This window comes from Streptomyces sp. NPDC056480 (assembly GCF_042795405.1).
Taxonomy (GTDB): Bacteria; Actinomycetota; Actinomycetes; order Streptomycetales; family Streptomycetaceae; genus Streptomyces.
The window spans coordinates 105,101-132,070 of the sequence record NZ_JBHTSA010000006.1 but is presented as its reverse complement, the minus strand read 5'-3'; the positions used below and the strand labels follow the sequence as shown (position 1 = coordinate 132,070).

Genomic DNA, 26,970 nt, shown 5'->3' with positions numbered 1-26,970 from the left:
TCCGACCCGTGCACGCGTCCTGGCCCGAGCTGGTTCGAAGACGTATGAAACATCTCCCGTGGGTCGGCGCGTCAAAGGGGTGAGACACGTACGACACCCGACTCCCTGCGAGGAATCCCGCCATGAACCTTTCCCTGCCCCGTGCGGCCACCGCCGTCGCCGTCGGCCTCGCCTCGTTCGTCGCCGTCGCCGCGGCCCCCGCCGCCGCGGAGCCCCAGAACTGGCGCAACGTCAGCCCGCCGGGCAGCAGCGGCAGCGTGCTGTTCGACGTCGAGACCGCCGGCGGCGCGACCTGGGCCGTCGGCAAGCACGACGACGCGACCACCCGGCCCTTCGCGCCGGTCGCGCTGCGCTGGACCGGGACCCGCTGGCAGGCGCCCCCGCAGCCCGCCGAGCACGGCCGCCTGGAGGACCTCGCCGTCGGCGCGCCCGACCAGGTGTGGGCCGTGGGCACCCGTCACGAAACCGTCGGCGAGGACGACTGGGACCAGGGGCGCGCCCTGCTCCAGCACTGGAACGGCAAGGCCTGGAGGGCGGTCGAACTGCCCTTCCCGAAGGGGGCGGAGGGCACGTCGCTGTCGGCCGTCGACGTGGACGCGCGCGGTGCGGTCTGGGTGCACGGCGGATACACCGACGCGAGCGGCGAGTACCAGCCGGCCCTGTTCCGCGGCAGGGCGGACGGCAGCGGCGGCTGGACCCGGCTGCCGGCCGACACCGGGCTCGCCTGGGTCTCCCAGCTGGAGGTGGGCCCCGGCGGGGTCGTCCTCGCCATCGGCGACGGCGTCTCGAGGTTCGACGGCACGTCGTGGACGAAGCAGAAGCTGCCCAGCGAGCTCGACGGCGCCATGTTCGACGGCATCGAGCGGCGGTCGGCGAACGACATCTGGGCCGTCGGCCACATGCGGGACGAGAACCTGTGGCGCCGTCCCGTCGTCATACGTTTCGACGGCCGCACCTGGTCCACCGTCCCCACGCCCGCCGAGACGGGCCAGCTGTTCGACATCGCCTTCGACGGCTCCGGCCGCCCGGTGATCGTGGGGGAGACCATGAACCCCGACGTCAACCCGGCCGGGAACTACGTCCTGACGCTCGGACCCGACGGCCTGCTCAAGCGTACGGAGAACCCGCGCGGAGCCGGCTACCTCTACGGCGCCGCGACCGACGCGGCCGGCCGGGTGTGGACGGTCGGCGGCGCCCAGGGCGCGGAGGGCGGCATCTCCCCGTCGGCGTACGCGGGCGTCCGCCGCTGACCGGGCACATCTAGGGATCCGGGCGGAGCCGCTTCGGCCTCGTGGACGGCGGCGACGGCGTGCGGAGGTGCCGTGTGCCGACCGTCCTCGGGCCCACCGGCCTGTAAAGCGTGGGCCCGTGGTCAACCGGATCGATGCGTGCCGCGCGGCTCGTGCTGCTCGCGCGGCTCGTCCGAGCGAACCGGAGGGCGGCGCAGGGCCAGGGGCGGTTCCGGTGCGGTCGAGGAGATCTCGGGTTCCAGACCCTGTACGGGCGTCGTGCGTCCGCGCCCGCTGTCGAGCCGCCAGGCTTCGAAGACCAGCGTCGTCGCTGTGACGATGGTGACGCCGAGCAGCCACCCCCCGACGACGTCGCTCACCCAGTGCACCCCCAGCGCGACCCTCGTGTACCCGACTCCCAGGACCGCCGTCACCGCGAGCGCCCAGGGCAGCAGGCGCCACTCCCGGGGCACCAGGGGAAGCAGGACCAGCAGGAGGACGGCGCAGGAGGTGGTGGCGGTCATCGCGTGACCTGAGGGGAAGGAGAAGCCGGGAGCATGGGACACCGGATCCGGCAGGTGCGGGCGGGCACGCTCGACCACGTGCTTCGTCAGCAGGCCGATCAGACCGCCGGCCACCGCCGTGACGGAGGCCCAGGCGGCCAGCCGCCACGCGTGGCGTGTCAGCAGCCACACCACCACGACGGCGACCAGCAGGCGCATCACGACCGGGTCCCACACGTAACTGGTGAGAAACTCCAGGAAGCCTACCCAGCCCGGGTGTTCGAGGGCGGTCTCGTGCAGCCGCTCCGCCGTGGTCCGGTCGAGCCGGTACAGCGGCGGCCAGCGGGACTCGACCAGGACCAGGGCGAGCGCGAAGGGGACGGCCACCACGGCGGTGGCGATCGCCGCCAGGACGAGTCGCGTCCCGAAGGTCGCGTCGGCACCGCGGTGCCGGGGGAGCAGGGCCAGGACGCCGGGCTTTCGGACTCGCGTGGTGCGCTGTGCCATGGGGAGGCCGACTTCCTTACGTGTCGTGTGGGCGAGCCGCGATCGGCTCGTGGGAGATGCGGTCACACTCCGGGGTCCCGGTCCACGGGCTCCTTCACGCCCGCGCGCGTGGCCTCCAGCTGTGCGGCGAACGCGAGGCCGAGGAAGAGGGCCAACGAGGTCAGGTAGGACCACAGCAGCAGGGAGATGATCGCGCTCAGGGGTCCGTAGACGGTGGTGAACGAGCCGCTCGCGCCGACGTACAGGCTCAGGGCCCAGGTCGCCGTGATCCACAGGAACAGGTGGACGACGGCACCGAAGGCGAGCCAGGTGTAGCCCGGTTGGGCGCGGCGCGGCGAGAGGCGGAAGATCGCGCTGGTCGCCAGGACGGCCAGCAGGATCCCGATCGGCCAGCGCAGGACCTCCCAGGCCCGAACGGTGCCGGCCCCGAGGTGGTAGACCTCCGCGAACGCGTGCGTGAGGTCACTGCCGAGGACCGTGACGACGAAGCTGAGCCCCAGCGGGAACCCCGGCGAGCGCGGCCATCACCAGCCCCCGGGCGTACTTGTGGAGGAACGGCCGGTCGCGCTCGTTCCCGTAGATGCGATTGGCGCCCCGCTCCACCTGGCACAGGCTGGTCGTCACGTTCACCAGGGAGAAGAGCAGCCCCAGCCAGAGGGCCGCCTGGCCGCCGTCGTCGGCGTGGTTACGGCTCTCGCGCAGGGCGTCGTCGACCAGCTGCCGGCTCGGACCGCTGGTGATCCGGCCTATCGTCAGCTCTGCGACACGGCCGATGTCCTCGGTGTGCAGCACGCTCGACAGGCCGATGGCGGCGATGGCCAGCGGCACGATGGACAGCACGGTCTGCAGGGCCAGAGCGCGGGAGTGGCTGAAACCGTCGGCGTAGCGGAACCGCACGAAGGAGTCCCGGGCCAGCCGCCAGCCCCCGTAGCGGCGCAGCGCGGCCCACGCCTCGTCGCCGGAGAGTTCCTCGCCCTGGACGTCACGTCTCTGCGGTACACGCGTGGCGGTGCCCATCATGATCCTGACTGTGTGTGCCCCGGCGCGAGCGGCGCGAGGACGTCGGGCGGGGCGGCACGTTCCGGGGCGCCGGCGGCGCGGGGCGTCCCGTCGCTCCTCGCCGTACGGTGCGGGGTCGGGGCGGCGGGCGGCGTCGCGGCGGATCCCGGAGCACGAGGCAGCCGTACGCGCAGCGCGCCCGGCTCCGTCTCCACGGTCAGCCGACGGCCGTCGGTGAGGGCGTCCCCGTCGATCTCGCGAGGCAGCGCCCCGGCGAAGCGGATGTCGACGCGCCGGCCGCGGTAGTACGTCAGAGCGCCGCGGGCGACGGATCGTCGGCCGGCCTCCGCCGTGGCGGCCACGGTTCGCGGCTTCTGCCGCGGCTCCGTGGAGCGCGGGCGCACGGCCCGGGACATCAGGTGCCCGGTCGCGGCGAGCCACCCGGCCGCGCCCTCAGGGTCGAACAGCACGACGTCCAGTTGCCCGCTGTCGGCGCGCGCCCCCGGCAGGAGTTCGACTCCGCCCTGCAGTGTGCCGACGTTGCCGACGACGACCATGCGGGCCCGGTGGCGGCGCCGCCGCCCGCCGTCCACCCGGATCGTCACGCGGGTGCGGGGATCACGGAGGTGCCGGGCCGCCGCGAGGAGGTACGCGGCCCAGCCCAGCCGCGCCTTGAGTCGCGGGGACGCGTCGCGGACCATGGCTGCGTCGAAGCCCGCCCCCGCCATGACGGTGAACCGCGTGGGCCGGAGACGGTCGCCCCGCACACGCCCCAGGTCGATGCCGAAGCAGTCCCCGCCCAAGGCCTCTTCCAGGGCCGTCGCCGGGTCCAGGGGGAGCCCCAGGTTGCGGGCGAGGAGGTTCCCGGTGCCGCAGGGGACCACCGCGAGCGCGATCCCGGTCCCGGCCACCACGTCGGCACAGGCTCGTACGGTCCCGTCTCCTCCGCAGGCCACGACCAGGTCGACGGGGACCGACGCGGCCCCGCCCAGCGTCGGGCCGGAGCGGGCTGCCCCGTCCGGCGCCGGGCCGGAGCGGGCGGCCCCGTCCGGCGCCGGGCCGGAGCGGGCTGCCCCGCCCGGCGTCGGGCCGGAACAGGCTGCGGCGCCCTGTGCCGGGCCGGAACAGGCTGCGGCGAGGTCACCGCTCGGCCACTCGACCGTGGTCCTTGTCCACCGTTGATCCCGATGACCGTGGGCCTCCAGGACGGCGCGCACACGGGTGGCGAGCCGGTCGTCGCAGGCGTGCGGATGGCGGACGACGACGACCCGACCGGCCGGCCGCCTGCCCGGGGGTGCAATCGGCGCCGCGCCGGGAGAGGACCGGCGGCGGCTGCGGTCGTCGTCGGCGCCGTCCGGCGCTCGTCTGGCCAGGAACACCGAGCCGACGACCAGAAGCGTCAGCGCACCGTTGACCAGTCCGCCCACGACGTCGGTCGGGTGGTGCATGCCCTGGTACAGCCGCGACAGCCCCACCAGCGAGGGGACGAGCAGCAGAGCGACCACGGCGACGTACCGCCGGGGGCCTCTCGTACGGGTCAGCGCCAGCAGGGCCAGCCCCCCGAACAGAGCGACGGAGGCCCCGACATGGCCGGACGGGAAGCTCGACGTCGGCGGCGCCGCGTCGAGGTGTGGCACGGCGGGGCGGGGCCGCTGCACGCAGACGGTCACGACCAGGAACACCGCCGACTGAACGGCGACCGACGCGCCGAGGAAGACGGCCTCGGCCCACCGGGGTGAACGCGGCAGGAGGAGCAGTGCGGCGACGCAGAGCAGCGTCACCGCGGCGATCGACCCGGTCCCGGCCAGCACCGACAGCCCGCCCGAGACGGCGTCGGCGACGGGGGCGCGACCGGCGGCGAACGCGCGGCTGACCCGGTCCTCGACGGGGGTGAGCAGGTCGGCCAGCGGATCCGTGGTCACCAGCAGACCCAGCCCGACCATCAGGCTCACCTGCGCCGGCACCAACACCAGAAGCCGGGAACGTCTCGCGGCCGCGTCCGTCTGCGTCGTCATGACAGTCCGCTTTGCCCGTCGCGGCAGGATGATGTCTGTGCCGGGCGAAGTCCGCGCCGGCCGAGCGAGGCCCCCCGAACCGGCCGCGCGCGCCGCTCTTCCGTGGGGGCGCCGCGGAAGCCCCCCCCACCCTGCTTCTCGGGCCGGCTCGAATCCGATGTGCGTTCTGTCGATCGGCGTGGCCGCGTCGATGCCGACGCGAAATGCCTACGCTCGTCGTATGACCGAGAGTGAGATCCAGCTCAAGGCAATCGCGGCGCTCACGGCCCTGCGCGGGGGAGTCGCCCAGGACTACGTCTCCGACCTGCTCGGTGAGGTCATTCCGACACGGTTCCTGGTACCCGACACCGATGATGCCGTGGAGGTCGGAGCAGCGGTGCTGACCCAGCTCACCGGTCCGGTCAGCGCCCTGGTCCGCGGGTTCATCCTCGCCTTCGAGACGGTGGCCGACGCGTACGACCAGACGGAGTCCGGAGGGCCCACCGAGCAGATCTTGCAGGCCCTGGCCCTGGCCATCGCAAGCGACACCGAGTGACCGACCCCCGGGCTGCGGGTGAGCCCTACGTGTCGCCGTTCGTCTCCGGGTGGGCTCCCGGGCCTTGATGGCGCGGCGCCAGGGGCGTGGGGGAGAGGGTGGAGGTCTCCTCGCCCGCCTCGAGGAGGGTGTCCGCGGCGCCGACGACGAGAGGGTCCGGTTCCCCCACGGCCGAGGGGTCCTTGCTCGCGTAGTCGATGCGCCAGAGGAGGCTGCGCATGGCCTCCAGACGCCCGCGGCGCTTGTCGTTGCTCTTGACGACCGTCCAGGGAGCGTGCGCGGTGTCCGTCGCCCTGAACATGTCGACCTTGGCGGTGGTGTAGTCGTCCCACCGGTCCAGCGACGCCAGGTCGGTGGGGGAGAGCTTCCACTGTCGCACCGGGTCGACCTGCCGGATGGCGAACCGGGTGCGCTGCTCGGATCGCGACACCGAGGACCAGAACTTGACCAGGTGGATGCCGTCGTCGACCAGCATGCGCTCGAACACCGGGCACTGGCGAAGGAACAGCGCGTACTCCTCGTCCGAGCAGAACCCCATGACGCGCTCGACACCTGCCCGGTTGTACCAGGAGCGATCGAAGAAGACGATCTCGCCGAGGCCGGGGAGATGGGCGACGTAGCGCTGGAAATACCATTGCCCGGCCTCCCGCTCCGTCGGCTTGTCCAGGGCGACGATCCGGGCGCCTCGCGGGTTCAGGCGCTCGGTGAACCGTTGGATGGTGCCACCCTTGCCGGCGGCGTCACGGCCCTCACACACGACGACCACTCGCGCGCCGGTGTCCTTGGCCCATCGCTGCAGTTTGAGCAGCTCGATCTGCAGGATCCGCTTGGCCCGTTCGTACTCGCCTCGCCGCAGCTTGCGGTCGTACGGGTAGTTCTCCCGCCAGGTACGGATCGGGGCGCCCTCGGCGCTGAGGAGAACGGGCTGCTCGGGGTTGGTCTCGTCCACCCTCAGCCCGCTGAGCAGATCCGGCCTGCCCTCGTCCCGGTCCCTGCCCTCGTCCCGGTCCCTGCCCTCCTCCCGGTCCCTGTCCTCGTTCCGGTCCCTGCTCTCGTCTCGGTCCCTGTCCGGGGTGTCGGCGCCACTGATTCCCGTCACACCATTCTCCTCGTCGTCGTGTCGCCCGCTACGGGCCCGTCCCTGTCACCGGGACCGGACTTCTCGTCAGCCCTTCTGCCCCGATCATGAAGGGCCGTCGCCCGAGGCGGCAGTGTCCGCAGGACCCCCCGCCGCGAGTCCACCCGGTCGTCGGTCAGGAAGGGCGCCGCGGCAGCCGAAGAGCACGCGCTCCGCACCCCCCGGCGTAGTGGGCCGGCCTGGGCCCTGGACGAATCGCGAGCCGGGGGTGAACGGGTGGCCGGCCGATGACGGGGTAGGCGCGTAGGCAGGCGGCGCTCGCCCTGGCGCCTCCGGGCGGCGGGACGGCGGGCGCGTCCGTATCTGGGCTCCGCTCGTGCCGGGGGACTCCGGCCCGGTACAGGAAGGAGGCACATCGCATGGGCGCTGTACCGAAGGACCAGACTCCTGACCCGGCTGTGGACAAGGAGGCTCACGCCGCCACGCGGCTGCGTGGCACGGCTGCTCGTGCGGGGCGGCTCGCCGCCGAGCGGACGCCGGACGTCGTCGCCGACAAGGTCGGCCCGGCACCGGCCGCAGCACGGGCCTACCGAATCCCCCTGCTCGTGGGAGCCGCCGCGCTCGGCGTTCTCCTGCTCGTGAGCCGCAGCCGGAGGCGCGCCGATGAAGACCACCACGCTCGCCGACCGGCCGGTGGGCCTTGCGTTCGGCCTCGCCGGCGGCACCCTGGCCCGCGCAACCCCCAGGACGACGCTGCCAGCCGCCCGACGGCTCCTCGGCCAGGCAGGTACCGGCACAAGAGGAATCAGGCAGCGACCGTCACAAGAGGAAGGTGACCCTGTATGAACACCCGACAGGAGCACGATCGGACGAGTCGGCGCCCTGAGTCGGACGCGCGCTACGAGTCGGACGAGCTGGAGGAGACTGACGAGCCACTCCCTCGCGACCCGCAGAACCAGCAGGCGGCACCGGGCGAGGATCCTCTGGCGATACCCGTAGTGGACTGGCCCGACTCCGCAGCACCCGCGACCGACGTGGCGGGAACCGCACGCCGTGGCGGCGTCGACGAGGCGGAGGACGAGGCGCTGGACGAGAATTCCGGCATCGACGAACCGGTGGACTGAGGCGATCCTTCGCCGTCCCTCCGGAGCGTCAGTCACCACCCTTGACTCCGACCACTGCAGAAATCATGGGTCTGGAGCCGACACGCCGGTTGTCCCGCCGGACGTCCCGCCCGCGCCTGCTGATGCGGAAGGACGCGATGCCCCTCTTGGCAGCCGGCAGCCCGACGGACAGCACTCCCAGGGTGCCGAGCGCCACGAGGGCGGCCGCGATGACCCCTGAGCCGCGGCTTCCCGCTGTCTGGGCTGCTTCGAAGAAGAGCATCAGACCGGCGACGCATATCCCCACGAGCCCCACGGACGGCACCAGATCGCGCCAGACAGCCCGAGGGCCTCTTCTGGCCGCACTTCTGCCCCCACTGGTCGCCCTCATCCGAACCCCTCCCTCGCTCACGCGTCGACGGACCGTCTGTCCGTGCGAGCGACCTCGAAACGTGGCTCCCGAAGACGGGTCGTCGCCGGCCCGGGCGCCGGGCGGCGCCCGGGCGGAGGCGGGCGAACGAGGGTGACGTACGGGCGTGGCCTGCTTGACCTGCCCCGCCGCCACCCGCAGAGTCGAGATGCGGCTCCCCACCAGCGCCGCCCGACTCAGCCGGTCGGACCGCCCGTCCACCGGCACACCACCCTTACGTCCGGGAGCGGCTGATCCGATGTTCCTCGACCTGATGGTGATCGGCACGGCCATCAGCCTGGGGCCGCTGCACAACAGCGCCTTCATCCTGCTGCTCTCCTCGCGGCGTGGTGTACGCAAGGGGCTGACGTTTCTGTTGTCGTGGCTGGCGAATCTCGTCGCGGTGATCGCCTGTGTGGTGCTGCTGACCGGTGGCCGGCCTCCCGCGCACAACACCGCGCCGTCGACGGCCGCGATCGTTGCGAAACTCGTCGTGGGCGTGGCCATGGTGATCTACGGCGCGCACCGGCACCGCCGGCCCCGCCCTCCGCACGGGCCGCCGCGCTGGGCTGCCCGGATCGATGCCGCCTCCCTGGTCACCGCCGGAACGCTCGCATGGCTGCTGCAGCCATGGGCGATGGTCGGCGTCGGCGCTGCGACCGCCGTCGACGCGGACCTCTCCACCCTCGACGACTGGCTCGCTCTGAGTGGTTACTGTCTGCTGGCCACCCTCAGCCTCGTCGTGATGGAGATGTACGCGGTCTGGGCGCCCTCAGCCGCGAACGCCCGGCTGAACGCCCTGCGGAGCTGGCTGGAGCAGCACCAGGAGCAGCTGATCGTCACCCTGTCCCTGCTCGTCGGCCTGTGGGTGACGGGACGGAGCATCTACGAGTTGGTCGCCTGACACGTACGGCCGCGGTGGTGACGCGGTGCGCCCCGCAGCGGCAGGGCATGGGCGCCTACCGGCGTGGTCTGCCAGACGCACGACGACGAGCGGGCGGCCACGAGCCGTCGGGTCACGCGTCGGGCCGGTGGATCACCGACACAGGATTCCCCGCCGGCAGAGACACAGCAGGGATGAAGGGATGACGGAATGAAGAGATGACGGAATGAAGGGATGAGAGGAAAGGGGAGCGGGTCCGAGGGCGTAGCCTGCCCCCGGACCCTATGGATGCCGCTCACATCACACGCCGGCACACTTGAGGACCCGGGTCATTCGTCATTGCGTCGCGTCCTGCCTTTGGACCACCGCCGATCGAGCTCGGCGGACCAGATTCGAACTGGCATTTCGACGCACCAGGGCCCGGGCCCGGTCGATCCGGCGATGAGCGGCGCATGCTGAGTCTGGAGCAATAGTCTGAGATTGACCGCGGTCTGCCTCTGCCGGGTTGGGCCATCCCGGCAGGAAAAGCCGGGAGGAGGACTCGAACCTCCACTGGAACCGCGGATGTCACGACAAGGCTCAGCTTCAGCTTTGCGCTCCTCGCGCACCCCGACCGCTTTCCGCGACCGGGGAGTCTGTGGTGCTCCGGCTAGCCGAACAGGTAGCCGAAGACGGCGTCGCCGACCCGCTGGTCGGTGACCTCGGAGCTGTTCGCCTCCTCACGGGCGAACTTCACCGCCTGCTGGAGCTTCTCCACCCGCTCCAGCAGCTCGTTGACACGCCGGGCGGGCAGCGCACCCGAGAACTTCACGGTGGTCCAGTAACCGACCGGCACGTCCTCGTAGTAGACCTCGACCTGCGCCGGGTGCTTGTCCGTGGCTTCCGCCTTGACGTGGTTGCGCGGCACCTTCTTCGTACGGACCGTACGCACGACCTCGGTCTTCCACGCGTCGGTCGACGGGTCCTGCGTCCAGGACTCGGCGGCGTCCAGCACCGGAAGCTTGCGGACGAAGGTGTTGATGTCCGTGAGCTGCTTCTCCAGGAAGAGCAGATAGGCGACGGGCACCTGCTCCACCAGCACCCGGCCGTCGACCGTGACGTCGGCGCGCGCCTCGCAGTTCGCCCAGTCCTTGGTGGCCGTCACATCGAAGAGCCGGGTCAACGCCCGCGCGGTGTCCCGCAGCGCGTCTTCGGCCTTCACCTGCACCAGCGTCGACTCGGGCGGCAGCTGCTCGCCCTCCTCGTCCTTCGGCTGGTACGTACGGGAGATGCCGGCGAGCAACGCGGGCTTCTGCAGCCCGTGATGGGCCGCCGTCAGGTCCTGGTGCGCCCTGGACTTGACGCCCTTCTCCACTGCGATGATCTGATTGAGTTTCGTTGCCACGTCGCCGACCCTAGAACGAGCCGAGGCGGTTGATCGAACCATTTTCCACCGCGAGGTTCTGGAAGCCGGTCGACCGCCCAGCGAAATCGCCAGATTGTCAGCCCCCTCCGTACGCTGGGTTCACGCGTACACGCGGCGGCCGAGTCCGGCCGGTCGCGCGGACGGTGGTGGCGAGAGTGACAGTGGAGCGGAGAGGCGGAAGAGTTCCGGATGCCCGGGTGGCGACGCTGACGGATTGCTCAGCATGAGCGACCCACCGCAACTGCTGCGACGCCGACCGAAGCCGCAGCCGATCGGCCGTTCCGCAAAGGGTCGCAGGCTGCCCAACGCGATGGAGATCCCCCTGAGCCGGCCGTTGCGGACTCGTGGCGAGGCGGCGGTCATCGCGAGTCTTCCCGCGGTCCGTCTCATCGAGACGGACTCCCGCTGGCGCGTTTCCGCACCTGAGTGGAAGCGAAGGGCAGACGGAGCGGTGGGCGGTCCGGTGGATTCGCATGATCGTCGCAACGTTGCAGGTCTCATGCTGTCAGAGCGTCTGCGAATAGCTCGGCGGGGGTCCGCCATCCCAAGGTCTTGCGGGGCCGGTTGTTGAGGCGGGCCTCGATCGCCCGGAGGTCGTCGGCAGTGTGAATGGAGAGGTCGCTGCCCTTCGGCAGGTACTGGCGGAGCAGACCGTTCGTGTTCTCGTTGGTGCCGCGTTGCCAGGGGCTGCCGCGGTGGGCGACGAAGACACCGTCACGGAACAGCGGCGCGAGCCGGTCATGGCAGGCCATCTCGGCGCCCTGGTCCCAGGTCAACGTCATCCGTGCGGTGTCGGGGACGTCCCTCAGAGCCTCGGTGAGACGCGCGTGGACCTGGTCCGCGCCGTGGCCGTCGGGCAGCGCGACGAGACGGACGAAGCGGGTGCGGCGGTCCACGAGCGTGGCGATGGCGGTGCGGTTTCTGCGGCCGGTGATCAGGTCGCCTTCCCAGTCGCCGGCGCGTTCGCGGAGCTCGACGACGGACGGCCGCTCGTCGATGAGTGCCGCCGGCACGGCGAACCGCGGAGCGCGCTGGCCGGCCTTGCGGCGCTGCTTGCGCAGAGGCCGGCCGGTTCGCAGCTTCTTCGTAAGTGTCCTGCTCAGGACGCCTTTCGCGCCCTGGTAGAGGGCGCGGTAGATGGTCTCGTGGCACAGGTGTCGATCCGGCTGGTCAGGCCACAGAGCGCGCAGGTGGGCGGCGATCTGCTCGGGGCTCCACTCGAGGTCGAGCCTGGCCTGGACCTCGGCGCGGAGCTCGGCGTCGAGCCGCAGCTTCGGCCTTCGCAGCCGTTCGCCCCGTTGTCTGGAGCGGTGGTGGGCGAGGTCGGCGTCGTAGAGGCCCTGGTCGTGTTCGAGCATGTTGCGGCGGAGTTCGCGGCTGACGGTCGAGGGCGAGCGGTCGAGCCGTGCCGCGATCTCGCGTATGCCCAGACCGTGCTCGCGCAGAGTAGCGATGCGCTTGCGTTCCAGCAGCGACAGGTAGCGGCCCGAGTGCACGGCCTCGGACACCCGCTCCGGCGGCAGGCCGCCGTTCTCCGACCGCCACCGGTAGCCGGTCTTCCGCCCGATCCCGAGCTGCCTGCACGCCTCGACCGTGCCCACCCCGGACTGCAGAAGGCGCCAGTACTCCGCCTGCACCTCGAGCCTGCGCTTACGCCTCACCCTCGCCATCAACACACCCATCATGATCAAGGAGTGTTGCGACAAGCGTTAGAACCCAAGGGGCCGGAAGGGGTCAGTTTTCAGGAAGCGTTGACACCTTTACGTCCCGTGCTTCCCCGGCACGCCCCACCGCTCAGAGCCGCTTCGAGCGATCTGCCCGGCTCTTCAGGCGCCTGCACAGGCGCCAGCCTCACACAGGCCCGTTCCGCTGCTGGTCTGTGAGCCGGGCATTCCCGCATGAGCAGAGGTTGTCAGGCCTGCCTGGCCCGAGGCACAGTGATCCGGCCGGGCCGGCGCCCTGCACCGGAACCTCTCCGGTGTGCTGCGACCGCCCCGGTGGCCGGGGGCGCACGGCTTGCGGGCCTGCCCGTCCTCGCCGCGCGGTACGGCCCCTGCGGGCCCGCCCGGCCCGGCCACCCGATGCGACAAGGAAAGAGGCTGTGATGCGACTGGTCCCGTTCACCCCGGCGCCCGGGGGCTTCGTCACTGCTGTACAGCTCTCCGGCGGCCAGTTTCTCATCGAGGGATGGGTTCTCAATCTGGCCCCTTCTGACGGCGGTGAGCCGCGGCATGAGCCCAGCTACCACTTCCTCACCCGGGATGAGACCGAGGCTGCCGAAACGGTCAGCGAGTTCACCGGCTGGCTGGACAGGCCGCTCGGCCGGGGTGCGGTCTGACCCTTCCGGCCCGTTCCCGGCCCCTGGATCTGATCCGCCCGTACGGCAGGGCTCCCGGAGTGTGCCGCGCCAGAGCCGGGCGGCGGGAAGTACGGATACAGGCTCCCGGAAACCGCCGGCCAGCCCCTGCCGGCCAGGTCCTGCCCGGCAGGCCGGGTGAGGCGGCACTCCAGTCCGCTGGTGTCCGCAGCGCAGGACGCACCGCCTTCAGGAGACGGGATGGCTGGAACGGGCCGGTAGCGGTGCCTGGGTTTGCCCGGAGCCCGCTCGCATGGACGTCGCTGGTATCGGTGGACGGTCTGGTGGAACTGTGATGCAGACGCACGGGCCCGCCACGGTGGGGGTATGAGCGAAGAAGGTGCGGGACCTGCCGGCTGGCCGGTGGCGGTGAGGGTCCCGGTGCAGGCCGACGCCCGTGACGCGGCGGCCCGCAGCAGTGCCCTTGCGGTGCGGGGCCCGCTGTTCGGGGTGGCTGCGCAGGATCAGGACCGGGGTGGCGGGCGGTGGCGGCGGGTGGCCGTTGAGGTCACCCACGCCTGTCCGCAGTAGGGGCGCGAGGCGCTGAACTCGCTGCTGTGGTTCAGGGTGACGTCCACCGCGCCAGCACCGGTCGCAAGCCGGAGGTGAGCTTGTTCCGCTTTGACGGACACCTTTGGTGTGGTGGTCACGCCGCGAGGGCGGTCTCGTATTCGGCGGGGCTGCGGTAGCCGAGGCTGCTGTGGAGCCGGTGCAAGTTGTACCAGCTCTCGATCCACTCGAATGTCGCGGTGCGGGCGGCGGCCCTGCTGGGCCAGGGACGGCTGTCGTCGAGTTCGTTCTTCAGAGCGGAGAAGAACGACTCTGCCAGGGCGTTGTCCCAGCACTGACCGGTCCGTCCCACTGGCAGACGGACGTCGAACTGTGCGGCGGGGGTGGCGAGTTCGCGGCTGGTGTATTGCTTGGACTCAACCGGTCGTCGCAACACCGGTTTCTTGGAGGGATAGTAGGTGCTCGTTGAGGGCTTCGGCGGGGGTCTTCCAGCCGAGGGTCTTGCGGGGTCTGTTGTTGAGGGTGAAGGCGACGGCCCGGAGCCCGGCGGTGCCCCGGCGTGAGAGGTCTGTCCCCTTCGGAAAGTACTGCCGCAGCAGACCGTTCGTGTTCTCGTTGGTGCCCCGCTGCCAGGGACTGTGGGGGTCGGCGAAGTAGACCTGGAGGCCGGCATCGACGCGAAGCTGAGCGTGTTGAGCCAGTTCCGTGCCCCGGTCCCACGTCAGTGACCTGCGTAGTTGCTCGGGCAGGGTCGTGATGGTGGCGGTGATCGCGTCTTTCACGGCCTCGGCGCCGCGGCCGGCCAGCGCGGGCCCGTTCTTGGTGCGTGGTTCGGTGCCGAAGCCTTCCATCCGGGGCAGGTGCAGCAGCATGGTGAACCGCGTACTGCGCTCGACCAGCGTGCCGATGGCGGAGGGCCGGTGCCGATGATGGTACGCGTCCGTTTGTGTCGGTAGCCGTCCTGCCTGAGCAGCACAGACAACCGTGCCGAATGGATCCGCACACCCCGTTCGCACTCCAGTCAGGCCGCCATCCGGGGCAGGGTCCACGACAGGCCGCCACTCTCGGCGGACTCGTCGAGCACTCCCTCGAGCGCGTCCAGGTCGCCCCGGGTGACTTTCGGCGGCCTGCCAGAGCGGGGCGCATCTGCCAAGGCCGGCAGCCCGCCGGCGGCATATCGGCAAAGCGCTCCGCGCACTGTGACAGGGTGCACTGCCACGATGCCGGCGATCTCCGCCGGTGTCCGCCCCTGCCCCGACAGACGCACGCACTCGGCTCTCATCCGCGTAATCGACGCCAGATCCCGCCGCCGCAGCAGTTCCCCGACAGCACTCTTCTGATCCGACGTAAGCTCAAGTACCAGCAGTCTCGACACGGAACCCCGGGCCTTGACCCCGAATCCTGGAAACGGGTTATGCGGCTTGGGCCAGCGTAGTTGATGTTGTTGTGGCTGCTGTCTCGTAGGCGATGGGGCTGCGGTGTCCGAGGCGGGAGTGACGGCGAAGCTCCTATAGATGGTCAAGCGGTCTGTGGGAGCGGTTGGGCTGTGGTGGTCACGTGGGGTAGGTGGCGGTAGATCTCGCGGGCGACGAACGGTTTGAGGCACCGGATGATGTCCTTCTTGGACATTCCCTGGGCGGTGCGTCGGGTGACGTAGTCGCGGGTGCGCTGGTCGTATGTCATGCGGACCAGCACGATGGTGTGGAGTGCGTTGTTCGCCGCGCGGTCGCCGCCGCGGTTGAGGCGGTGGCGGTGGGTCCGGCCGGATGAGGCCTGAACCGGAGCGGACCCGCACAGATGCGCGAATGAAGCCTCGGAGTGAAGCCGATCAGGGTTGTCGCCAGCACTCATCAGGAGCTGGCCGGCTGTCTCCGGCCCGACTCCGGGCAAGGCGACAAGCCTGGGGGCGGCTCGGGTGACGAGCGGTCCGATCTCTTTGTCCGCGTCTTTGATCTCTTCACTGAGTGCCTGGTGTCGGCGGGCGAGGCGCCGCAGGGCGACCCTGACCGCGTAGGCAGGATCGTTGAGTTCACCGGTGGGACGGGAGCGGGTCAGGGTGTCGATCAGCTCGAGTGCCGTCAGTCCTCTCAGCCTGTCCCGCACTGTGGAGGGTGCGGTGACGATGAGGGTGCGGATCTGGTTCATGGTCTGCGTGCGGGCCTTGACCGCGCTCTTGCGCACGACGCGCAGGGCTCGGATTGCCTCCACGATGCCGTTCCGCGTCTTCGGTGTCCCGTCGGCACGGCCGGACAGGACCGCGGTCGCCGCCGCGTAGGCATCGATGGGGTCGGACTTGCCGTTGTCCCGCCTCGCCTTGCGGTCGGGGCGGTCGACTTCCACGACGGTGACCTCGCGAGTTGTGAGGAACCGGGCGATTTCGGCGCCATAGGCGCCGGTTCCCTCGATCCCGACAGCCAGGACCTCGCCGTGCGAGCGGAGCCAGTCCAGCAGCCGCTGATAGCCCCTTGGGGTCGTCTCGAACTGCTCGGTTGCGAGGTGCCGGCCGATGCCGTCGATGGCCGCGGCCTGGTGGAAATCGGTGTGGGTGTCGATCCCGGCGACCACCGCTATCTCGTCTGCCATGCTGGTTCGTGTGCCCTTCCAACGCTCACTGGTGGGAGGGCGCGAGCCGGTCGGGCCGACGGACAAGACAGTGATGGGACCTTTGGCCGGGCTCCTGACTTGTTGAATCGAGCCCAGATGCTCGGTCTGCAGCCGTAGCGTCCAGGGTGTCGGTCGGCATGGGCCCGCAGTGCTCCTTGCCGCCCTCGGGCTGGCTCACTGATAGCGTGCCGCCGCCGGCCGACACCCGCGCGGTGTGGCTCGACAGAGGCGTGAAGGTGACGTTGTGACTTCAAGTCAGGGTGCCCGCCGCACTCCCCTTCCTGTCTCTTCGAGTGCGAGGGCAGCAGCCTGTGATCCTGATCGGTGTCGATCCCCACAAGTCGTCCCACACCGCCGTCGCCGTCGACGCCGCAGGCCACCAGGTGGCCCAGCGCCGGTTCGCCGTCAACGCCGGGACCTTCCGCCAGCTGATGCGCTGGTGCCAGCAGTGGCCCGACCGTCGTTTCGCGGTCGAGGGTGCTGGCGGTCTGGGCCGCTCGCTCGCCCAGCAGCTGGCCGCCGCGGGCGAGAACGTGGTCGACGTGCCCTCCACCCTTTCGGCCCGGGCCCGGCTGCTGGCTACCGGCGGAGACCGCAAGACCGATGCCAAGGACGCCCTGCACGTCGCCCAGGTCGCCCTCTTCCGCCATGACCTGCGACCCGTGGTCCAGGAAGACCAGACCACGATCCTGCGGCTGCTCACCGAGCGGCGCGACGACCTGGTCCACGAGCGCACCCGCGTCCTCAACCGGCTCCACGCCGTCCTGCGCGATCTCCTGCCCGGCGGAGCACCCACCGGCCTGTCGGCCGATAAGGCTGCCGCCCTGATGAAGGGCATCCGGCCGGTCACGGCCACCGACAACTGCCGCCGTGACATAGCCCGTGACCTGCTGGCCGACCTGCGCAGACTGGACCGGCAGGTCAAGGACAACGAAGCCGAAATGCGCGAGGCCGTCGCCGCCACCCGCACCACGCTGACCACGCTGCCGGGCCTAGGGACCGTGCTGGCCGCGAAGGTCATCGGCCACATCGGGGACGTCAGCCGGTTCCCCACCGAGCACCACTTCGCCAGCTACACCGGCAGTGCACCCCTTGACGCCTCCAGCGGCAACAACGTCCGCCACCGGCTCAACACCGGCGGCAACCGCGCGCTGAACTCGGTCCTGCACACCATCGCCGTCTGCCAGATCCGCGACGGCGGGCGCGGGCAGGACTACTACCTCCGCAAGATCAGCGAGGGAAAGACGCCTTCGGAAGCCCGCAGGGCCCTCAAGCGACGCCTGTCCAACGTGGTCTACCGGATCATGAAACGAGACCAACGAACCCACCTCGCCCAAGCCGCTTGACACACAGAGGCGCTATGAAGTCACAGAAGCCCGACCGGCCACGCGCCAGGCGGCACCGCCCGGCGAGCCGACGGTTCGCCGCAAGGACAGCCGAAGCGACGGCCGGGTGACGAGTCAGACTCGCGGGCGGTGCCACAGCAATCATCACTGTCGGGTGTTGTAGCGGTGGAGCCACCGGAATGCGTCGAGGCGGGCTTCGCGCTCGCTGGGCCAGGCTTTTCTGCCTTGGAGTGTTTCGCGTTTGAAAGTGGCGTTGAAGGACTCGGCGAGTGCGTTGTCCGCGCTGGACCCGACCGTGCCCATGCTCTGGACCACCCCTGCTGACCTGCAGGCTTGTGTGAATGCCCGGCTCACGTATTGCGCGCCGCGGCCGGTGTGCATGATCGCTCCGGCGAGGCTGCCACGGGTCCGCTGGGCGGCGGCCAGGGCGTCGGTGACGAGCTCGGTTCGCATGTGCTCCGCGAGTGCCTAGCCGGCCAGACGCCGTGAGGCGAGGTCGATGACGGTGGCCAGATGCAAGAACGTCCCTCCTTCCAAAGGGAGATACGTGATGTCACCCGACGTACTTGCTGTTCACCGTGTCGGCCGTGAAGTCCCGTTTGATCAGGTCGGGGGTCTTCGCGGCCGCTGCGTCCGGGATCGTGGTGCGGTTGTCTGCGACGCAGCCGCACTCCTTGCGGACTGATGCTTCGCATCACGCGGGCGGTCCGCTTGTGGCTGACACGCTCGCCGTCCGCGCGGAGCTCGGCGGTGATCCTGGGAACGCCGCAGGTGCCATCCGACTCCTCATGCACGGCCCGTATCCGGGCTGCGAGGCGGGCGTCGGCCGCCTGGCGGGCGGCCCGGTCGGGGGCTGTCGCGCGCCAGCAGGGGTTCGGTGGTACGCCGCTCCAGGCGGCCGAACGCGGCCAGGAGGGCCGCGCCGCCCACCAGACAGGCCAGGGTGCCGGCCGAGCCCCAGCCCCAGTTCTCACCCTGGTCGATCCCGATCATGACCGCGCTCACCCCGGCCGCGAGTACCAGGACTCCTGGGATGTCCAGGCCCCGGCCGGCGTCCTCGTCCCGGGTCTCGGTGACGCAGCGCAGGGTGAGGACGGCGGCGGCGAGGCAGAAGGGGACGTTGAGCAAGAACACCGCGCGCCAGCTGACGTGTTCGGCGAAGGCGCCTCCGACGAAGGGACCCAAGGCGGTGCCGATGGCGCTGAAGGCGAGGACGGTGGCCACGGCACGGCCTTGGCGGGCATCGCGGAAGTAGGCGGTGACCACCGCGACGGCCACGGGGAAGATCAGGGCTGCCGTGCCTCCCTGGACGACACGGCCGATGGTGAGCCAAGCGGTGTTCTGGGCGGCGGCGCACACGACGGACACGACGCCGAAGCCCAGTAGCCCCGTGACGAGAACGCGCCGCCGACCGAACAGGTCCGCGGCGCGTCCCCCTGTGATCATGAGGGCGCCGAGCGCCAGCATGTAGCCGCTGACCAGCCATTGGAGGTCAGTGGTGGGCGTGGCGAAGTCGTCGGCGATGACGGGGAGCATGAGGTTCAGTGCGAACCAGTCCATCTGGACGAGGAGCATGGAGATGGCGGCGGCCGCGATCACGGCGCGGTCACGTGAGGAGAAGAGCCCCCGGTCCGGATGCGTCCGTGCGGACGCGGTCATGCGACCACCCGCCTTAGGTCTCTCCGCCCCATCGTCTCATCGCCGGGTACCGGGCGCGCGACCGGTCGTGGCGGAGTGCGGTGGGGCCGGTAGCGGGACGCCGAGTGGTCCGCTCGGCATCCCGGGGCCGGAGTCGGTCTGATCCACGGCATCGGCAGACGGGCGCGGCCTTCAGTGAGCGGACGCGGTCACGCGGTCTCCACGGAAGGCCGTCAGTCGGATCCGTCGCCCCCTGGCCTGTGGGTGCCGAAGCTCCACTCCCGCCCCTCGGGGTCGAGTACCCGGGCTCGTCGGCTTCCCCAGGCGGTGTCCTCGGGAGCGATGACGGATGTTCCGCCGGACCGTACTGCCCGGTCGTGGAGTTCGTCCACGGAAGGGGTCGCGAGATAGAGTCCGCTTCCGGTGGAGACACCCGCCAAGGGCGGCACGGCGTACGGTTCATCGGCACTGGCCAGCATGATGACGGCTTGTCCGAAGCGGAGTTCGGCATGGATGACACGTCCCGCGTCGTCGTCCTGCCGAACCGTGGTGACGAAGCCGACCGACTCGAGCCAGTCGATGGCGGCGGCGGCGTCCGTGTAGCTGAGGTAGGCGTGAAGGCTGGTTTCGTCGGACCGCACAGGGACCCCTCGTCTCGTCCTCGTCGTCTCGTCCTCGCTGACCCGCGGGGTGTTCGCGGGCTTGTGCCCTCGGGACACCTCGCGTTCTTCCGCGACTCCATGGACGGAGCCGTTCCGGGGATGCCCCGGTGCGACCGCGGGCGCGGAATCCGCGGTCGCAGCAGGGGCGAGAACCCTCCATGCCGGACCCGCCCGTGGGCTGGGTCGCGGCCTGGCGTTCTCCCTCACTTCGGCATCAGCACGGTGTCGATGATGTGCACGGTCGCGTTCGAGGTCCGCACGTCACCGCAGACGATGGCCGCGGTGTCGTTCACCTTGTACGCGTCGCCGGAACCTGTGGTGGTCAGCGTGCCGCCCTCCAAGGTCTTGAAGGACCCGTCCGCCAGGTCGGCCTTGTCCACCGGTTCGTCCACCACGTGATACGTGAGGATCTCGGTGAGTGCGGCCTTGTCCGCGAGTACCTTGTCGAGGTCTGCCTTCGGGATCTTCGCGAAGGCCTCGTTGGTCGGTGCGAAGACCGTGATGTCCTTCGCGTTGTTCAGGGTGTCGACGAGGCCGGCCTGCTTCACCGCGGTGACCAGTGTCGACAGGGCGGGATTGCTTGCGGCCGCAGTCGCGACCGGGTCTCGTGCCATGTCCTCGAACGATCCGGGACCTTCCTTCGGGACCGACGCGCAGCCTGGGCCGAACCGGCCGTCGCCTTCGTCAGCCCAGGCCTGGGGCGTCAGCGCCCCGAGCGAGACCGCGAGGGCGGCGGCAGCAAGTGCGGCGGACGCTTGGTGCCGGATGAGCAGCACGTTCATGGAACTCTCCTCCCACTGGGCGGCCGCCGAGCGGGCCACACCGTGGATCGGTTGTCCTCTCACCTGACTCTTCGCCTCGGACCCTGCCGACGGATGGGGTGAACGGTGATTTTCCCAAGAACAGGATGACTGGACTCCGGCTCGGGCCATCCGTCCGCACCTCCGTGCATCCGACTGCGCCGCCTTCTCGGAAGCATCGATGTCGCCTCCGTCAGGTGCTGCGTGGCCTTTGACCGGATGATGCGCCGTCTGCCGGGCGGAAGCGGGTACGGCCGACGGCCACGGAGCGGACGTGACCGGGTCGGACGCGCTCTCGCGCGCCTTCCCGGGCCGGCATGACGACCCCGCTCATCATTCCTGCTGTTCCGAGTCGAGACGGTGAATGGAATGTCCGGTACGACCCAGCGGATCACCACGGGTGCCGTGGCACGTCTCCTCGGAGTCTCGCCGGCGACGGTGCGTTCCTGGGATCATCGCTACGGAATCGGACCTGCCCAGCGTGCGGACGGACGTCATCGGCGGTGGAGCCAGGCGGACGTGGCCATGCTCCAGGAGATGTGCCGCCTGACGGCCACGGGCGTCCCTCCCGCCGAGGCGGCGCACGCCGCACTGCTCGTGCGCTCCGAGGCGGCCGCGGTCTCCGCTCGGGAGCCCGCGGAGTTCCTGGACCTTCAGACGTCGGATCCGACGGCATCGGGGATGCACCTGGCGGAGTCCGAGACCCGCCGCGGGAGGGCGGGGAGCGGGATGCCGCTGGATGCCGTCGGACAGGAGCGTCGAGGCCTGGCCCGGGCTGCGATGCGCCTGGACGCCCTGGCCATGGAGGTTTCGCTGCAGCGGATCCTGGCCGAGCACGGGCTGGTCGACGCATGGGAAGGAGCCATCGCTCCTACGCTGCGGGCCCTGGGTCGTAAGTGGGCCTCCTCCGACGATCGCTTCGTGGAGGTGGAGCACCTGTTCTCCTGGCAGGTGTCCGCCGCGCTGCGGCGGGCGGCCGTGAGGAGAGTGGCCACGAGCGGCTCGGCTTCCCCCGTCGTACTGGCCTGTGTTCCCGGGGAGCGCCACACGCTGCCCCTGGAGGCGCTTGCCGCCGGCTTGACCGAGAGGGGACAGCTCGTCCGGATGCTCGGTGCGGCTGTTCCATCGGATGCACTCGACGCCGCGGTGAGGCGGATCGGCCCGGCGGCTGTCGTTCTCTGGTCGCAGACCGGCTGCGCCGCGGACGCGTCGCTCGCCGGTCGGGTCGCCGACACGGCGTTCGGCGTCCGGGGTGCCCGGACGGCTCCTCATGTCCTTCTGGCAGGGCCCGGCTGGCTCGGCAAGACGGTCTCCCCGGCGGTGTCGTCGAGTCCGTCCGGGCTGAGGGATGCCCTCGACGTGGTGTGCCGGCTGGCGGATGAACAACCTCACCAGGCGGTGGGCCGATGGCCTCCCGCACGACCGGTGTGAAGGCGGGCCGAGTCCTCGCATTCCACCGCGCCCCGCCTCCGAGTCAGAGGGCGGTCCACCGACGAGGGCGATGCCGTGCGTACCTCGCCCCCGGCACCTCCAGCGGCCTCAGAGGCCGAACGAGACGAGCTCCTGGCCGCGCCTCGTGCATCCGGATCCCGCTGCGGCCGGAAGAACTCGTGAGGCGTGTAGCAAGCCACCCGCGACGACTCTGGAGGAAGGCCGTGAAACTCCAGGACGAACTTCCGATGGATCACCACCTGGCCACGGTGTACAGAGCGGGCGCCGCTCTGTGCGGCTGCATCCTGCTCGTCTTCGGTGGGCTGGGCTTCGCGAGCGCCCTGAGCTCGTTCGACACCTCGGGCGACCGCATCGCGGGCATGACGAGCAACACCTCGCTCAGCGTGATCTCGGTCGTGGCGGGTCTCAGCCTTCTGGCAGGCGCGGTGGTGGGCGGCAACTTCGCCTCGACCTTGAACATGCTGGTGGGCGGCCTCTTCCTGCTCAGCGGCTTCTACCACCTGTTCGTACTCGACCGCGCGGCGAACTTCCTCGACTTCGGCATGACCAACGTGGTCTTCAGCTTCGTGATGGGCCTGCTCATCATCACGTTCGGCATGTACGGACGGGTGTCCAGCAAGCTGTCACACGACAACCCGTACTGGCGCACGCGCCATCCACGGGAGGCGGCCGAAGAAGCACGCGTCCGAGACGGTGACCCGCGGGACTCGACGCCTCCGGCCACGGCCTCCCTGCCGGCGCACGATGAGGCACGCGCTCGGCGCGGCGGCCCCGACCGCGGCTGACGGTCGACGACCGGGGGGCTTCCCCCTCACCGAAGTACTGCGACTTCACGCCTGTTCACAAGGGAGGTTGTCATGAAGGGCTCCTGGAACCTGGAGGGACGCGTCGCCGTGGTGACGGGGGCGGCCCGCGGCCTCGGCGCCGGCCTGGCCCGTCAGCTCTCCGATCGCGGGATGTCCGTCGCCCTTCTGGGAAGAGAGGCGTCGGCCCTGGAATCAGTGGCCGAAACGCTCCGAACGCCGGCCCACGTCGTCGAGGTCGATGTGACCGACGATCCCGCGATGGGCTTCGCCGCCGAGAACGTGCGGCGGCACCTGGGTGCTCCATCGGTCGTCATCGCCAACGCCGGGGTCGCCGAAGGAGGACCCTTCGAGACATCCGACCCGCAGACCTGGCGCCGCGTCGTGGAAGTCAACCTCGTCGGAAGCGCGGTCACCGCGCGTTCCTTCCTGTCCGGCCTGCGCGCCACCCGCGGCTACTTCCTGCAGATCGCCTCGACGGCGGCCTTCGGGGCGGCCCCGATGATGAGTGCCTACTGCGCGTCCAAGGCAGGCGCAGAGGCCTTCGCTCGGTCGCTTCGCGCCGAAGTGGCACACGTGGGCGTGGGCGTCGGCGTCGCCTACCTCCACTGGACCGATACCGACATGATCCGCGACGTCGAACACCACGCGGTGCTCCGGGAACTGCGTGGTCACATGCCCGCACCTGCCCGCCGCGTCTATCCGGTCGCCCAGGTGTCCGCCCGGATCGCCCGCGGGGTGGAACGGCGTTCCGCAGCCGTCTACGCCCCGCCATGGCTCCGACTCGCCCAGTTGGGACGCCCCGTCTTCCCCATGGCAGTCGACCTCCTCTCCCGGCGCGAGCTACCGCGCCTCATGGCGGAGCACGGTTTCGAGCAGACCGGTCTGCTCGGCACGGGGGGCCGCGTCGAGGAGGCGTCACTCGGCCGGCGCGCCGCCGCCGACACGAGGGACCGGCGTCAGGAGGGGTGAGTCTCTTCCGCTCCCGGGACGGTCCGGTCGCGCAGCAGTCGGTGGGCCGCTTGAGGCGTCGGAGAAGCACGTCGGGGTCGCGGACGTCGTGCACCGTCACCTCTCGGATGCCCGACACCCCGGGGTCACCCAGGGGACGGCCGGGGCACTGCTCGCACGCGGGGACGCCCGTCTCGCTGTTCGGGGGTCTTGCCGCGCCCGCGCCCGCGCCCACGTACGCGATCGCCTCCTCGCGTCGGTTCGGAACAGTTCGCATGGAGCAACTCCTGGTTTTCATAGTCGAGTTGTGCTGTTCTGCCCTATGTTCTGAAGGCCGCAGCGTTCACAGTTCGCCCAGGAGGCCCGATTGCAGCCCAGTCGTGTCAGAGCCCTTGTCGGAGCATTGCGCCGTTCCCCCCTCCTCATCGCCCTCGCCCTCGGATCGCTGCTCGTCGGGTTCACCCCCTGGCTTGGAGTGGCGACCGCCGGGCCGGGCGGCCGCACACCCCCGCCACGGCCGACGCCGGGTCCCTTCGAGCAGCAGCCGGCGAAGCAGTCGCCGCACCATGGCGTGGCACCGGCGAACGCCATGGAGCCGACGGCTCCCGTGCTCGACCGGACCGGATGGACCGCCGTCGCGAGCGACGAGGAGACGGCCAAGGAGAACGGCCGCGCGGCCAACGTCCTCGACAACGACGCCGCCACGCTCTGGCACAGCAGGTGGTCCGGTACAGCGGCCCCACTGCCGCACAGCATCACCGTCGACATGCACCGCACCACGGTGGTCTCGGCGCTCGTCTACCAGCCCCGTAACGTCGGGATCAACGGGCGGGTCGGCGAGTACAGCATCAGCGTGAGCACCGACGGCCGGAACTGGGGGAGTCCGGTCGCCACCGGCACCCTCGCCGACGACGGCAGCGCCAAGACCCTCGCCTTCGCCCCGCAGGGCGCCCGGTTCGTCCGACTCACCGCCGTCACCGAGGCCGGTCGGCGCGGCCCGTGGACCTCCGCTGCGGAGCTCAACCTGCTCGGCGACCCCGGTACCCCGGCCGCCACGGTCGACCTGCCCCGCACCGGATGGACCGCCGTCGCGAGCGACGAGGAGACCGCCAAGGAGAACGGCCGCGCGGCCAACGTCCTCGACAACGACGCCGCCACCCTCTGGCACAGCAGGTGGTCCGGAACCGCGGCCCCGCTGCCCCACAGCATCACCGTCGACATGCACCGCACCGCCGCCGTCTCCGCCCTGATCTACCAACCCCGCAAGGACGGCGTCAACGGGCGCGCGGGCGCGTACACCATCACCACCAGCACCGACGGCACCGCCTTCGGGACACCGGTCGCCACGGGCACCTGGCCCGACGACGACACCGTCAAGACCGCCACCTTCACCCGCAACGTGAACGCTCGCTACATACGCCTGACCGTGACCGGCGAGGCCGGGAAGCGCGGTCCCTGGACCTCGGCCGCCGAGATACGCCTGAGCGGACCGGCCAACCCCGCCGCCCACGGATCCTGGGGCCGGATCACGGGCTTTCCGCTGGTGCCGGTGGCCACCGCCGTCCTGCCCGGCGACAAGCTGCTGGCCTGGTCGGCGTACGCGCTCGACCGCTTCGGCGGCAGCAGCGGCTACACCCAGACCGCCATCCTGGACCTGAAGACGGGCAAGGTCACCCAGCGCCGCATCGACAACACCGGACACGACATGTTCTGTCCGGGCATAGCGATGCTCGCCGACGGCCGGGTGCTCGTCACCGGCGGCAGCAACGCGGACAAGGCCAGCATCTACGACCCCGCCACCGACTCCTGGTCGACGACCGCCCGCATGAACATCCCCCGCGGCTACCAGGCCATGACCCTGCTCTCCACCGGCGAGGCCTTCGTCCTCGGCGGGTCCTGGAGCGGGGCCTCGGGCGACAAGTCCGGCGAGGTCTGGTCCCCCGACACCGGCACCTGGCGCAGGCTCCCCGGCGTCCCCGCCGCGCCCGCGCTGACCGCCGACCCCGGCGGCCCCTACCGCGCGGACAACCACATGTGGCTGTACGCGACCTCGGGCGGAAGGGTGCTCCAGGCGGGCCCGAGCAAGCAGATGAACTGGATCACGACCGACGGGAACGGCAGCATCACCTCCGCCGGCAACCGGGCCGACAGCCAGGACGCCATGACCGGCAACGCCGTCGCGTACGACATCGGCAAGCTGCTCACCCTGGGCGGCTCGCCCGCGTACGAGAACACACCTGCCACCCGGCGCGCGTACACGGTGAGCGTCGACGGCGACCAGGTGCAGGCCGCGCGCACGGGCGACATGGGCCACGCCCGCGGCTTCGGCAACAGCGTCGTCCTGCCCGACGGCAAGGTCGCCGTGTTCGGCGGGCAGGCCTACCCCGTGCCGTTCAGCGACGCCACGTCCGTGCTGACCCCCGAGCTGTGGAACCCCGCGACGGGGACCTTCACCCCGCTCGCCAGCATGGCCATCCCGCGCAACTACCACAGCGTGGCGAACCTGCTGCCCGACGGGCGGATCTTCTCCGGCGGCGGCGGCCTCTGTGGAGACTGCGCCACCAACCACTCCGACGGGGCCGTGTTCACGCCGCCGTACCTGCTCAACGCGGACGGCTCGCCCAAGCCGCGTCCGGTCATCACCGGCGACGTGCCGCCCCGAGCCGCGGTCGGCAGCTCGCTCACCGTCTCCACCCAGGGGCCGGTGGCCTCCTTCGTCCTGATGCGGGCCGCGGCCGCGACCCACTCCACGGACAACGACCAGCGGCGGGTGCCGCTGGTCTCCACCGCCACGGGGACCGGCACGTACACGGTGTCCATCCCGGCCGACAGGGGCGTGGTCCTGCCGGGCACCTACATGCTCTTCGCCCTCGACGCGCAGGGAGTGCCGAGCATCGCCCGGTTCATCACCATCTCCTGACGGTACGGAACCGGCGTCGGCCGCGCCCTCATCTCCCGACCTCGGCGGTACTGACGGACAGCGGTCGGTACCGCCCTCGGGGGCGCGGCTCCCCTGGACCACGGATCGGTTCGATCGATCATGTGACCGGGCCGCCGGAGGTTTAGGACGCCGCTGACCGAAGCCTCGCCGCAATAGTTGTGCAGATTGAAACCATTGCAACGGACATCTTCTTATGGGCATAAGCGGAATGGCTTCTTCTTTACCCTTCCTTGGGGTGTTT

At 70.7% G+C, this 26,970-nt stretch carries 22 protein-coding genes and 3 pseudogenes; 11 read left to right on the top strand and 14 right to left on the bottom strand.

Going from position 1 to position 26,970, the window contains the following annotated elements:
- The first annotated feature begins 122 nt into the window (after positions 1 to 122).
- The gene (locus ACFQ79_RS05240) at positions 123 to 1,250 is read left to right on the top strand and encodes a hypothetical protein (protein WP_383579474.1); all 1,128 of its coding nucleotides are present in this window, start codon (positions 123 to 125) and stop codon (positions 1,248 to 1,250) included.
- A gap of 122 nt (positions 1,251 to 1,372) precedes the next feature.
- On the opposite strand, the gene ACFQ79_RS05235 is transcribed toward ACFQ79_RS05240, so the two are convergent.
- The 3 genes and pseudogenes from ACFQ79_RS05235 to ACFQ79_RS05225 all read right to left on the bottom strand — a co-directional run bounded on the left by ACFQ79_RS05235 (position 1,373) and on the right by ACFQ79_RS05225 (position 5,253).
- Positions 1,373 to 2,239: a phosphatase PAP2 family protein gene (locus ACFQ79_RS05235; protein WP_383579473.1), complete on the bottom strand. Its 867-nt coding sequence runs from the start codon at positions 2,237 to 2,239 to the stop codon at positions 1,373 to 1,375.
- A 62-nt stretch (positions 2,240 to 2,301) separates the two neighbouring features.
- Positions 2,302 to 3,256: pseudogene (locus ACFQ79_RS05230) on the bottom strand (YihY/virulence factor BrkB family protein).
- Complete coding sequence (locus ACFQ79_RS05225) at positions 3,256 to 5,253, bottom strand: phosphatase PAP2 family protein (RefSeq protein WP_383579472.1); 1,998 nt, start codon at positions 5,251 to 5,253, stop codon at positions 3,256 to 3,258. The pseudogene ACFQ79_RS05230 and the gene ACFQ79_RS05225 overlap by 1 nt, the downstream one beginning before the upstream one ends.
- Positions 5,254 to 5,473: 220 nt before the next feature.
- On the opposite strand from ACFQ79_RS05225, the gene ACFQ79_RS05220 reads away from it, so the two are divergent.
- The gene (locus ACFQ79_RS05220; protein ID WP_383579471.1) at positions 5,474 to 5,788 is read left to right on the top strand and encodes a hypothetical protein; all 315 of its coding nucleotides are present in this window, start codon (positions 5,474 to 5,476) and stop codon (positions 5,786 to 5,788) included.
- Positions 5,789 to 5,813: 25 nt separating this feature from the next.
- Here ACFQ79_RS05220 and ppk2 read toward each other — a convergent pair whose 3' ends face one another.
- The gene (ppk2, locus tag ACFQ79_RS05215; protein ID WP_383579514.1) at positions 5,814 to 6,755 is read right to left on the bottom strand and encodes a polyphosphate kinase 2; all 942 of its coding nucleotides are present in this window, start codon (positions 6,753 to 6,755) and stop codon (positions 5,814 to 5,816) included.
- Positions 6,756 to 7,708: 953 nt separating this feature from the next.
- Between ppk2 and ACFQ79_RS05210 the strand changes: the two genes are divergently transcribed.
- Together ACFQ79_RS05210 and ACFQ79_RS05205 are read left to right on the top strand one after the other, a co-directional pair.
- The gene (locus ACFQ79_RS05210; protein WP_383579470.1) at positions 7,709 to 7,990 is read left to right on the top strand and encodes a hypothetical protein; all 282 of its coding nucleotides are present in this window, start codon (positions 7,709 to 7,711) and stop codon (positions 7,988 to 7,990) included.
- A gap of 647 nt (positions 7,991 to 8,637) precedes the next feature.
- On the top strand, positions 8,638 to 9,282 hold the full coding sequence (locus ACFQ79_RS05205; RefSeq protein ID WP_383579469.1) for a GAP family protein: 645 nt from the start codon (positions 8,638 to 8,640) through the stop codon (positions 9,280 to 9,282).
- Between the two features lie 628 nt (positions 9,283 to 9,910).
- Here the strand turns inward: ACFQ79_RS05205 and ACFQ79_RS05200 are convergent.
- Positions 9,911 to 10,687 carry a hypothetical protein gene (locus tag ACFQ79_RS05200; RefSeq protein ID WP_383579468.1) on the bottom strand — a complete coding sequence of 259 codons (777 nt, stop codon included), beginning with the start codon at positions 10,685 to 10,687 and terminating at the stop codon, positions 9,911 to 9,913.
- Between the two features lie 476 nt (positions 10,688 to 11,163).
- Complete coding sequence (locus ACFQ79_RS05195) at positions 11,164 to 12,351, bottom strand: IS30 family transposase (RefSeq protein ID WP_383579467.1); 1,188 nt, start codon at positions 12,349 to 12,351, stop codon at positions 11,164 to 11,166.
- Positions 12,352 to 12,767: 416 nt separating this feature from the next.
- Here ACFQ79_RS05195 and ACFQ79_RS05190 point away from each other — a divergent pair, with 416 nt between their 5' ends.
- Both ACFQ79_RS05190 and ACFQ79_RS05185 read left to right on the top strand, forming a co-directional pair.
- Positions 12,768 to 13,004, top strand: coding sequence for a hypothetical protein (locus ACFQ79_RS05190; RefSeq protein ID WP_383579466.1), 237 nt, complete (start codon positions 12,768 to 12,770; stop codon positions 13,002 to 13,004).
- Between the two features lie 345 nt (positions 13,005 to 13,349).
- Entirely contained in the window at positions 13,350 to 13,553 is a 204-nt protein-coding gene (locus tag ACFQ79_RS05185) for a DUF5954 family protein (protein WP_383579465.1), read from the top strand.
- A gap of 115 nt (positions 13,554 to 13,668) precedes the next feature.
- Here ACFQ79_RS05185 and ACFQ79_RS05180 read toward each other — a convergent pair whose 3' ends face one another.
- From ACFQ79_RS05180 to ACFQ79_RS05165, 4 genes and pseudogenes are all read right to left on the bottom strand, one after another.
- Positions 13,669 to 13,965 (bottom strand): integrase core domain-containing protein, encoded by a 297-nt coding sequence (locus ACFQ79_RS05180; RefSeq protein ID WP_383579464.1) that lies wholly within the window; start codon positions 13,963 to 13,965, stop codon positions 13,669 to 13,671.
- A pseudogene (locus ACFQ79_RS05175) lies at positions 13,949 to 14,446 on the bottom strand (IS30 family transposase); the annotation flags it as partial. The pseudogene ACFQ79_RS05175 and the gene ACFQ79_RS05180, both read right to left, overlap by 17 nt.
- A gap of 107 nt (positions 14,447 to 14,553) precedes the next feature.
- The gene (locus ACFQ79_RS05170) at positions 14,554 to 14,814 is read right to left on the bottom strand and encodes a transposase (RefSeq protein ID WP_383579513.1); all 261 of its coding nucleotides are present in this window, start codon (positions 14,812 to 14,814) and stop codon (positions 14,554 to 14,556) included.
- A gap of 236 nt (positions 14,815 to 15,050) precedes the next feature.
- Complete coding sequence (locus ACFQ79_RS05165) at positions 15,051 to 16,115, bottom strand: IS110 family transposase (RefSeq protein ID WP_383579463.1); 1,065 nt, start codon at positions 16,113 to 16,115, stop codon at positions 15,051 to 15,053.
- A 332-nt stretch (positions 16,116 to 16,447) separates the two neighbouring features.
- Between ACFQ79_RS05165 and ACFQ79_RS05160 the strand changes: the two genes are divergently transcribed.
- Complete coding sequence (locus ACFQ79_RS05160) at positions 16,448 to 17,482, top strand: IS110 family transposase (RefSeq protein ID WP_383579462.1); 1,035 nt, start codon at positions 16,448 to 16,450, stop codon at positions 17,480 to 17,482.
- A gap of 147 nt (positions 17,483 to 17,629) precedes the next feature.
- Here ACFQ79_RS05160 and ACFQ79_RS05155 read toward each other — a convergent pair.
- From ACFQ79_RS05155 to ACFQ79_RS05140, 4 genes and pseudogenes are all read right to left on the bottom strand, one after another.
- Positions 17,630 to 18,348, bottom strand: a pseudogene (locus tag ACFQ79_RS05155) (IS3 family transposase); the annotation flags it as partial.
- The gene (locus tag ACFQ79_RS05150) at positions 18,269 to 19,057 is read right to left on the bottom strand and encodes an MFS transporter (RefSeq protein WP_383579512.1); all 789 of its coding nucleotides are present in this window, start codon (positions 19,055 to 19,057) and stop codon (positions 18,269 to 18,271) included. The pseudogene ACFQ79_RS05155 and the gene ACFQ79_RS05150, both read right to left, overlap by 80 nt.
- 296 nt (positions 19,058 to 19,353) lie before the next feature.
- Positions 19,354 to 19,761 carry a VOC family protein gene (locus ACFQ79_RS05145; protein WP_383579461.1) on the bottom strand — a complete coding sequence of 136 codons (408 nt, stop codon included), beginning with the start codon at positions 19,759 to 19,761 and terminating at the stop codon, positions 19,354 to 19,356.
- 224 nt (positions 19,762 to 19,985) lie between these two features.
- Entirely contained in the window at positions 19,986 to 20,564 is a 579-nt protein-coding gene (locus tag ACFQ79_RS05140) for a fasciclin domain-containing protein (RefSeq protein ID WP_383579460.1), read from the bottom strand.
- Between the two features lie 387 nt (positions 20,565 to 20,951).
- On the opposite strand from ACFQ79_RS05140, the gene ACFQ79_RS05135 reads away from it, so the two are divergent.
- The 4 genes from ACFQ79_RS05135 to ACFQ79_RS05120 all read left to right on the top strand — a co-directional run bounded on the left by ACFQ79_RS05135 (position 20,952) and on the right by ACFQ79_RS05120 (position 26,708).
- Positions 20,952 to 22,013, top strand: a complete 1,062-nt coding sequence (locus ACFQ79_RS05135) for a MerR family transcriptional regulator (protein ID WP_383579459.1) — start codon at positions 20,952 to 20,954, stop codon at positions 22,011 to 22,013.
- Positions 22,014 to 22,237: 224 nt separating this feature from the next.
- Positions 22,238 to 22,819, top strand: a complete 582-nt coding sequence (locus ACFQ79_RS05130) for a DUF4383 domain-containing protein (protein ID WP_383579458.1) — start codon at positions 22,238 to 22,240, stop codon at positions 22,817 to 22,819.
- Positions 22,820 to 22,891: 72 nt separating this feature from the next.
- Positions 22,892 to 23,809, top strand: a complete 918-nt coding sequence (locus ACFQ79_RS05125) for an SDR family oxidoreductase (protein WP_383579457.1) — start codon at positions 22,892 to 22,894, stop codon at positions 23,807 to 23,809.
- Between the two features lie 382 nt (positions 23,810 to 24,191).
- Positions 24,192 to 26,708 carry a discoidin domain-containing protein gene (locus ACFQ79_RS05120; RefSeq protein WP_383579456.1) on the top strand — a complete coding sequence of 839 codons (2,517 nt, stop codon included), beginning with the start codon at positions 24,192 to 24,194 and terminating at the stop codon, positions 26,706 to 26,708.
- Positions 26,709 to 26,970: the final 262 nt, after the last annotated feature.